At 58.2% G+C, this 8,106-nt stretch carries 8 protein-coding genes; 5 read left to right on the forward strand and 3 right to left on the reverse strand.

Going from position 1 to position 8,106, the window contains the following annotated elements:
* Positions 1-24: 24 nt before the first annotated feature.
* Positions 25-2,070 carry a thioredoxin domain-containing protein gene (locus QGG57_03815; protein MDP7007298.1) on the reverse strand — a complete coding sequence of 682 codons (2,046 nt, stop codon included), beginning with the start codon at positions 2,068-2,070 and terminating at the stop codon, positions 25-27.
* A 49-nt stretch (positions 2,071-2,119) separates the two neighbouring features.
* Here QGG57_03815 and QGG57_03820 point away from each other — a divergent pair, with 49 nt between their 5' ends.
* Together QGG57_03820 and QGG57_03825 are read left to right on the forward strand one after the other, a co-directional pair.
* A complete protein-coding gene (locus QGG57_03820; GenBank protein ID MDP7007299.1) occupies positions 2,120-3,010 on the forward strand; it encodes a mechanosensitive ion channel family protein in 891 nt (296 codons plus the stop codon).
* 44 nt (positions 3,011-3,054) lie between these two features.
* Positions 3,055-3,684 (forward strand): superoxide dismutase, encoded by a 630-nt coding sequence (locus QGG57_03825; protein MDP7007300.1) that lies wholly within the window; start codon positions 3,055-3,057, stop codon positions 3,682-3,684.
* A gap of 6 nt (positions 3,685-3,690) precedes the next feature.
* Here QGG57_03825 and QGG57_03830 read toward each other — a convergent pair whose 3' ends face one another.
* Positions 3,691-4,593: a DMT family transporter gene (locus QGG57_03830; protein MDP7007301.1), complete on the reverse strand. Its 903-nt coding sequence runs from the start codon at positions 4,591-4,593 to the stop codon at positions 3,691-3,693.
* On the reverse strand, positions 4,590-5,930 hold the full coding sequence (gene gdhA, locus QGG57_03835; GenBank protein MDP7007302.1) for an NADP-specific glutamate dehydrogenase: 1,341 nt from the start codon (positions 5,928-5,930) through the stop codon (positions 4,590-4,592). The genes QGG57_03830 and gdhA overlap by 4 nt, the downstream gene beginning before the upstream one ends.
* A gap of 113 nt (positions 5,931-6,043) precedes the next feature.
* On the opposite strand from gdhA, the gene QGG57_03840 reads away from it, so the two are divergent.
* The 3 genes from QGG57_03840 to QGG57_03850 all read left to right on the forward strand — a co-directional run.
* Complete coding sequence (locus tag QGG57_03840; protein ID MDP7007303.1) at positions 6,044-6,766, forward strand: hypothetical protein; 723 nt, start codon at positions 6,044-6,046, stop codon at positions 6,764-6,766.
* A 26-nt stretch (positions 6,767-6,792) separates the two neighbouring features.
* On the forward strand, positions 6,793-7,344 hold the full coding sequence (locus QGG57_03845) for a hypothetical protein (protein ID MDP7007304.1): 552 nt from the start codon (positions 6,793-6,795) through the stop codon (positions 7,342-7,344).
* An 84-nt stretch (positions 7,345-7,428) separates the two neighbouring features.
* The coding region (locus tag QGG57_03850; protein MDP7007305.1) for a hypothetical protein at positions 7,429-8,106 on the forward strand (678 nt) is incomplete at its 3' end.

The raw sequence follows: 8,106 nt of genomic DNA on the forward strand, positions 1-8,106 counted from the left end.
ACCGCCCCTGCACTCGGGCGGGACTTAAGGGTGCTGCGGTAGCGCCGCGCCAACCTGCTCCGGCTCCACAACCGGCTCCCGGCAGGCGAAATTGTGGCAGACGTAGAGCGCAGGCCGGCCATCAACCAGCGGCTTGCCAACCAGCGCCGGGAAAGGCGGCTGGTCGCCCGTGGAAAAAACGTGCCGCGCGAGCATGCGGCGCGGCAGGAAGTGCGCCGCCAGTGCCGCGTCGAACCCGGGCGTGGGGCCGTCGCCGACCAGCACCAGCTCGACCGGCGGCTGCCGCAACATCTGTGCCGCCTCCATGAGCGAAGTGCAGCCCCACGGGTGCTCCCGCAAGTGGCTCGCCTCGGCCGCCACAATCGCCTCTGCCGCCTGCCGCAGGTCGTCGCGCGCGAAGTGCCATCCCAAGCGCACCAATGCCTGCGCCGCCACCCCGCTAGGCGACGGCGTAGCGCCATCGAGTGGCTCGCGGTGGCGGAAGTAAAGCAATTCCTGGTCGCTGCCGCTGGCCCACAGCCCACCATCCTCGGCACCGAAAAGCGCAAGCAATTCCTCGCCGAGCGCGAGTGCCCATTCCAGGTGCCATGCGGTGCCGTTCGCCTCGTAGAGCGCCAGCATGCCCTCCGCAAGGCAGGCATAGTCGTCCAGAAACGCAGTCGGCCCCGCACGGCCATCGCGCCACGACCGCAGCAGCCGGCCCGAATCAGCAACAAGGTTGTTCTGCAGGAAGGTTGCGGCCTTGCTGGCGGCCTTTAAATATCGGTCGTCCTGAAAAATCCGGTAGCCTTCGGCCAGTGCAGAGATGGCAAGGCCGTTCCACGCCGTTAGCACCTTGTCGTCACGGCTAGGCGGTTCGCGTTGCCGGCGGGCGGCGAGCAATTTGCTGCGCGCTGCAGCGAGAGAAACCGCCAGTTCCGCTTCAGCCAGCCCCAGCGTCTGCGCCACTTCCTGCATCGGCAGCGGCGTGTGCAGTACGCTCTGCCCCTCCCAGTTGCCTTGCGGGGTCACGCCGTAAAAAGCGCAGAACGCCCGCGCCTCATCGGGCGCGAGCAGTGTCCGCATTTCGGCGTCACGCCAGACGTAGTATTTGCCTTCGACGCCTTCGGAATCGGCGTCCAGCGCCGACGCGAACCCGCCCTGCGGCAGCGCCATCTGCGCCAGCAGCCAGTCCAGCGTCTCACGCGCCACTTCGCTGAAGACGGGGGCGCCCGTGACCTGAAACGCCTCGATGTAGCAACGCGCCAGTTGCGCGTTGTCGTAGAGCATCTTCTCGAAGTGCGGCACCAGCCATTGCGCATCGACCGAGTAACGCGCGAAGCCGCCCGCCAAATGGTCGCGGATGCCGCCGGCGGCCATTCCACGCAACGTCGCCAACGCCATTTCGAGCGAGTGCGCGTCACCGCTGTCGTGGTGGTGGCGCAATAGCGTCGCGATGGTACCGGGGCTGGGGAACTTGGGCGCGCCACCGAAGCCGCCCAAGACCGTATCGAAGCTGGCGCGCCAGTGCGCGACGGCGGACGCGACCGCCTCATCGGCGGGAGCGTCCGCCTGCCCGCCTTCGGTAGCCTGCCCGCGCTGCAACGCCTCGGTCAGCGATTCAGCGCATTGCAGCAACTGCTCACGGTCATTTTCCCACGCCGCGGCGATGCGCCGCAGCAGGGTCGGGAAACCCGGCCTTCCATAGGCGTCGCGCGGCGGGAAGTATGTTCCGGCAAAGAACGGCTTCCTGTCAGGCGACAGGAAGACAGTCATTGGCCAGCCGCCGCTGCCACTCATTGCCTGCGTTGCAGCCATGTAGGCTGCATCGACATCGGGGCGCTCTTCGCGGTCGACCTTGATGTTGACAAAATGCTCGTTCATCAGCGCCGCCGTCGCCTCGTTCGCGAAGCTCTCGTGCTCCATGACGTGGCACCAGTGGCAGGCGGAGTAGCCGACCGAGAGCAGTAGCGGCTTTTCTTCAGCGCGGGCGTGTGCGAACGCCTCCTCGCCCCACGGGTACCAGTCAACCGGGTTCTGCGCATGCTGCAGCAGGTAGGGGCTGCTCTCCTGCGCCAGCCGGTTTGCCATCGAGGGCGAAAACTGCAGTCGTTATATACCGCCATGGCAAGCCGGCGCCATGCCTAGCTGCCTCGACAGCCTGCCCAACAACCTCGAACTTAGCTACGGCTGCGCCACGGAAATCGTGTCGACCGGGCCGATTGCAGCGCTGCTGATACTCATCATCGGAGTCCCGCTCATCAAAATCGCCAAGGCGTACCTGCGGCGATTCTTCGACCGCACCGAAATTGACGAAGGCATCGAGAACTTCATCTTCCGCATTGCGGGAGTGGCAATGTGGGCGATTGTGCTGCTGACCGCCGCCAGCGAGCTGGGAATCAATGTAACGGGAATCGTCGCAGCGCTCGGCATCGTCGGACTGGCGGTCGCCTTCGCGTCGCAGGATACCATGGAGAACATTATCGCTGGCATCTTCATCATCGTCGACCGGCCGTTCCGCGAAGGGGAACGCATCCTGCTGCCCAAGAAAATCGGCGGCCTTTACAGCAGCTGGGGCGACGTGCAGGAAATCGGCCTGCGCACCACTACCGTCCGCTCGACCGACGGAGTGATGCTGACTATCCCCAATAAGTTGCTGACCAAGGACGCGGTCGCCAACTTCAGCCACCGCCGCGACATGCAACTGCGCGTGCGCATCCGGCTGGGACTGACACCGACGTGGAGCAATGTTACGAAAGCCGAAGAAATCGTCAAGGATATTGCAGCAAACCACCCGGACATCTGTCAGGACAAACCGAAGCCGCCGGAAGCAGTCCTGCGCGACTTCGGCGACCAGGACGTAATCATGGAAATCCGCTACTACGTCGAGAACGCCAAGCGGATGCGCCCTTCGAAGTCTTTCTTCGTCACCGAAATCCTGCGCCGCTTCGAAGCAGAGAAGGTCACGCTGGCGTTCCCGGTGCGCATCAACATGAACAGCGACGTAGAACTAAGCGACTTCGGTTTTTGAAGACAGGTTTAAATCGCACGGCAGGCTCGCCCGCCGGAGATAGAATGAGCTTTGAAGTCCCCGACCTGCCCTACGCTTTCGACGCGCTCGAGCCGCATATCGACGCGCGCACGATGGAAATCCACCACGACAAGCACCACGCCGCCTATGTCAACATGCTTAACGCCGCGGTCGAAGCCGCCGGCGACGCCTGCGCCGGCAAGTCAGTCGAAGAACTGATTTGCAACCTTGACGCGGTGCCGGAAGCGCAGCGCGGCGCGGTGCGCAACCATGGCGGTGGCCACTTCAACCACTCACTTTTCTGGAGCGTCATGGCCGCCGACGGCGGGTCGCCTGGCGGGGAACTGGCTGCGGCCATCGACGCAGCCTTCGGGTCGCTGGACGGCCTCAGGGAAGCGCTGCACAAGGCGGGCATGACCCGCTTCGGCTCCGGCTGGGCATGGCTCTGCTCCGACGGGGGCAAGCTCAGTACCTGCTCGACCGCCAATCAGGACAACCCGCTGATGGGGCCGGCGCACGGCGGGCACGACTGTGGCACCCCCATCCTGGGAGTGGACGTCTGGGAGCACGCCTACTACCTGCGCTACCAGAACCTGCGCGGCGACTACCTCAATGCCTGTTGCAAAGTCCTAAACTGGGCTGAAGTCAACCGGCGCTACGCCGAAACGCTCTGAAACGACTTACACAGATTCCCGTCGGGGCGCCAGCTCCGCAACCAGGTTGCCGAGCAGCAGCGCACCACCGCCGAGCAGCAGCCAGCCATTGGCGGTCACCATCCCGTAAGTAATGGCGAGCAGCGTCGCCCAGACCGGCTCGAGCGCGTAGAGAATCGCTGCCCGGACCGGGTCGAGCAGCTTCTGGCAGCGGTTCACCAGCAGCAGCGCGACGAACGTCCCGAAGAAGGCTGAGAGCAGCAGTGGCTCCAGGAAGGCAGGGTCACCCAGCAGCCCGCCCAGCAAGGCGGGCTGCGCCAGCATTTGCAGGTCGAGCAGCAGCAGTCCCAGCAGCGCGGCCAGCGTGATTGAGCTGAACGTTACCCCAAGCGGCGAAACACGCCGCGTAACAACGTCGGTCGCGATGATGTGGCCCGCGAAGAGCAGCGCGCTGAGTACGGTGAGCCACTCGGGCCAGTTGAAGTGCAATTGCGGCGGCCCCTGAATCCAGCCGGCACCGAAAGTCGCCAGCACCGCGCCAGCGAGCAGCGTCGTCGACTGCAAGCGTCCGCGCCAGCCCGCGAGCAGCAGCGCGGTGAAGACCACGTAAAGGCTGGTCAGGAACGCCGAGACGGCGGGCGAAAGTTGCGCAATGGCGACCATCTGGAACAGGAAACCGCCGAACATGAAGCCCGCCAGCAAGCCCCCGTCGCGCCACACCGCGCGGTCCCGTATGGCGCTGCGCACGCCGGGGAGCAGCGGCAGCAGCACGCCGCCGAGCGCGAAGCGCAGCGTCACGAACAGCGTCGCGCCCAGAGCAGCGGCACCGTGGGTGTCGGCGGCAGTCATGGCGCGCTTGAGCCAGACGAAGGTCCAGCCCCAGATCAGCGTAACGGCCAGGAGCGCGAGCGTCGCCTGCCGGGGGTTCAAACCACGCCCTGGTCGAGCATGGCATTGGCCACTTTCAGGAAACCGGCAATATTGGCGCCAACGACAAGGTCACCCGCATGGCCATATTTTTCGGCCGCTTCCGCACATTGGGCGTGGATGCCAGTCATGATGGTGTCCAGCCGGCTGTCAACCTCCTCACGACTCCACTCGCTGAAGTAGGCGTTCTGCGCCATCTCCAGCGCCGATACGGCAACGCCACCAGCGTTAGCTGCCTTGGCTGGGCCGAAGGCGATTTTCGCCGCCTGGAATATTTCGACCGCCTCTGGCGTCGTGGGCATGTTGGCACCCTCACATACTGCGATGGTGCCGCCCTTTGCCAAAGCTTTCGCACCAGCCTTCTCGATTTCGTTCTGCGTCGCGCACGGCAGCGCAATGTCGCACTTGACCGACCACGGCCGCTTGCCAGCGTGGTAGCTGGCCGACTTGGACTTCTTGGCGTATTCACTAATACGGCCACGACGGTTGTTCTTCAGCTCCATGACCCACGCCAGCTTCTTGGCGTCGATACCATCGGGGTCGTGCACAAATCCCCCGGAATCGGACATCGTCAGCACCTTACCGCCATACGAAATCACCTTCTCGGCACAGAACTGCGCCACGTTGCCGCTGCCGGAAATCGTGCATGTCTTCCCGTCAATATCCTCACCGCGTGCCTTGAGCATCTCGCGCAGGAAGTAGACCTGCCCATAGCCGGTCGCCTCGGGCCGAATCAGCGAGCCGCCCCAGCCATGCCCCTTGCCGGTCAGCACCCCTTCCCAGCGGCGCGTCAGCCGCTTGTACTGCCCGAACAGGTAGCCGATTTCGCGCCCGCCAACGCCGATATCCCCGGCCGGGACGTCAATATTGGCGCCGATGTGCCGGAACAGTTCGGTCATGAACGACTGGCAGAAGCGCATCACCTCGTTGTCGGACTTGCCCTTGGGGTCGAAATCGGAACCGCCCTTGCCGCCACCAATCGGGCGGGTCGTCAGCGCGTTCTTGAATATCTGCTCGAAGCCCAGGAACTTGATTATGCCAAGGTTGACGCTGGGGTGGAAGCGCAGCCCTCCCTTGTAGGGGCCGATGGCGGAGTTGAACTCGACGCGCATTCCCCGATTAACCTGCACCCGCCCCCGGTCGTCGGCCCACGGCACGCGGAAGGTAATCATGCGCTCCGGCTCGACCAGCCGCTCCAGCACGCGATACTCGCGGTACTCCGTATGCAGCTCCAGCACCGGCGCCAGCGATTCCAGCACTTCCCAGACCGCCTGATGGAACTCGGGCTGGTCCGGGTCGCGGCGCTTGACCTGCTCGAAAACTTCGTCGACGTAGCTCATGATTGCTCACCCGGTTAAGTGCCCGGATAATAGGCGACCCGAATGCTCGTTAAAACACTATTCTTTCTTACTCCGGGTAAGCAGTTATATAGACTAATAGTAAGTTGGACGCTATGAATAAAATAGCTATAGCAGTCATGGTTGTTGGCGTCCTGCTCGTTATCGGTGGTGTAGCTATATGGCTTAGATCTGGAGATGCAGTGGAAGATCTTGAAAGCTCGTCAGGTGAGGAATATCTCCTGTATAGGGGTGCGGATTCCGAGATGGAACTCGAAGGTTGGAACAAATATGACAATTACCTAGTCGTTGTTATGGAAGGTGAATATGCGAATGGAAAATCTGCAATTGCCGAAGGCCGTAGTGCAAACCTCACGACTGCGGATTGTGAACTGGTGCGTAATTTTACTTTGGAGAACACCAATGGGACAAATTTTTTCGGCACTGAATGTGTGTTCGACGATGACACCGAGGAAGATGGAAAGATACATATAGGATACATCTGCAAGGAAGGTTGTCCGGACGGTACATACACATGGAACACTAATGGTACTAAAATAGAAGTTTATGACGTGGAAGGAATTATAGATGATTTCTTTGCTGCGATAATTGGCTTCATAGCCTCATTTGGAGTCTGCTGCTGTGGTAGCATTGTGTTGCTGGTTGGCATAATCATGGCATTCACTATGCAGGAAGAAGACCCAAACCAATGGGCAACGGCGCCTGGCGAGGATGTTAGTACACCCGAACCCGGAACCAGCTGGGATGACAAAGAAAGCGCTTGGTCTGAGAAAAAAGATTATATCAGAAACGACGAGAAAGATGGTCAAAACCCATGACGAGAGTGCTAGAACTGAATCAATATATGATTCGGGAGAAATTCTGGAGAATATTTGGTAACAAATTCTGGTTTGAGGATGTAAATCAAAAACGATATGGTTACTGCGAACAAAAACGTTTCAAAATAAAGGAAGATATTCGAATATATTCGGATCCATCGAAAAGTCATGAATGGTTAAAGATCAAACAAAAACAATTGGTTGATGCCTGGGGCGGCTATGACGTAATTGACTCCGGAACTGGTGAGGTTTTAGGTACGGTAAGGCGCAAATTCTGGGCATCCGTACTCAGAACCAGATGGCACCTTCTAGATGCTACAGGCAAGGAATTTGGAATCTTGATTGAGGATAGCATGGGGCAGGCCCTGGCCAGACGATTACTATTAGGATTAATCTTGCCAAAGAAATTTCACATTCAGATTAAAGACAGTACCGAACCTGTGACAATGAGACAGAAGTTCAATCCTTTCATCAAGAAGCTGGTGGTTAATATTCCACCCAACCACCCTCTTGATAGAAGATTTATTGCTGGTCTGGCTATAGTAATAGCTGCTATAGATGGGCGAGGAAAAAAATAGAATTATTCGCAAGCCACGCAGATTATTATTAACTCACTGAGGTAAAACAGGATTAGTTTAAATAGTCCTAATAATTAGTTGGCCGTGGAAAACAACCCGCTATATGCATCTGTTGTATCAATCTTGCTTGTTTTCCTCCTATTCTTCATCATCATAGGGAATTTGTGGACTATAGAGGCTAAATATTATTCCATGTCGAATCCGCATGAAGGGTATTTGGATAACCAATACGTTGCTAGTGAAGGTAAGATTGATGAAAAAATAGTGACTACATATGGAACCAGCCAAATTAACACTCAATATTGGAATTACAACTATGATACACAGTCATACGAAATTGCAGGTTATAGAGAAATAAGAACCCCAAGAGACATATACGTAGATTCCGAAAATCTGACGGAACCAGTGTACATCCTTAATCAAGACGTGAATGCAATAGAGGATTTAGTTGTATATGTAGATCATGAAATACTATCATACACCCCGTCAACACCTTCCTATAGTCTAATGGATGTTAACACTAGATTAAGTGAAGACTTAGAGATCGACAATACCACGATTCGTGTGGACTCGACAGAATATTTCCTAGTCCAGAGCGAGCAGGAAGACAAGCTCACGTTTACGATAGGAAATGAAAAAGTGGACTGCGAAACGAAAAACGAAATCGAATTCACGAATTGCAAGAGGGGTATAGATTCAACTGCACCCAGTACTCACCTGGAAAATTCATTGGTAACACAAGCCGGAAAAAGGAAATTAAGC

The organism is Candidatus Poseidoniia archaeon, from assembly GCA_030748895.1.
GTDB lineage: Archaea > Thermoplasmatota > Poseidoniia > MGIII > CG-Epi1 > UBA8886.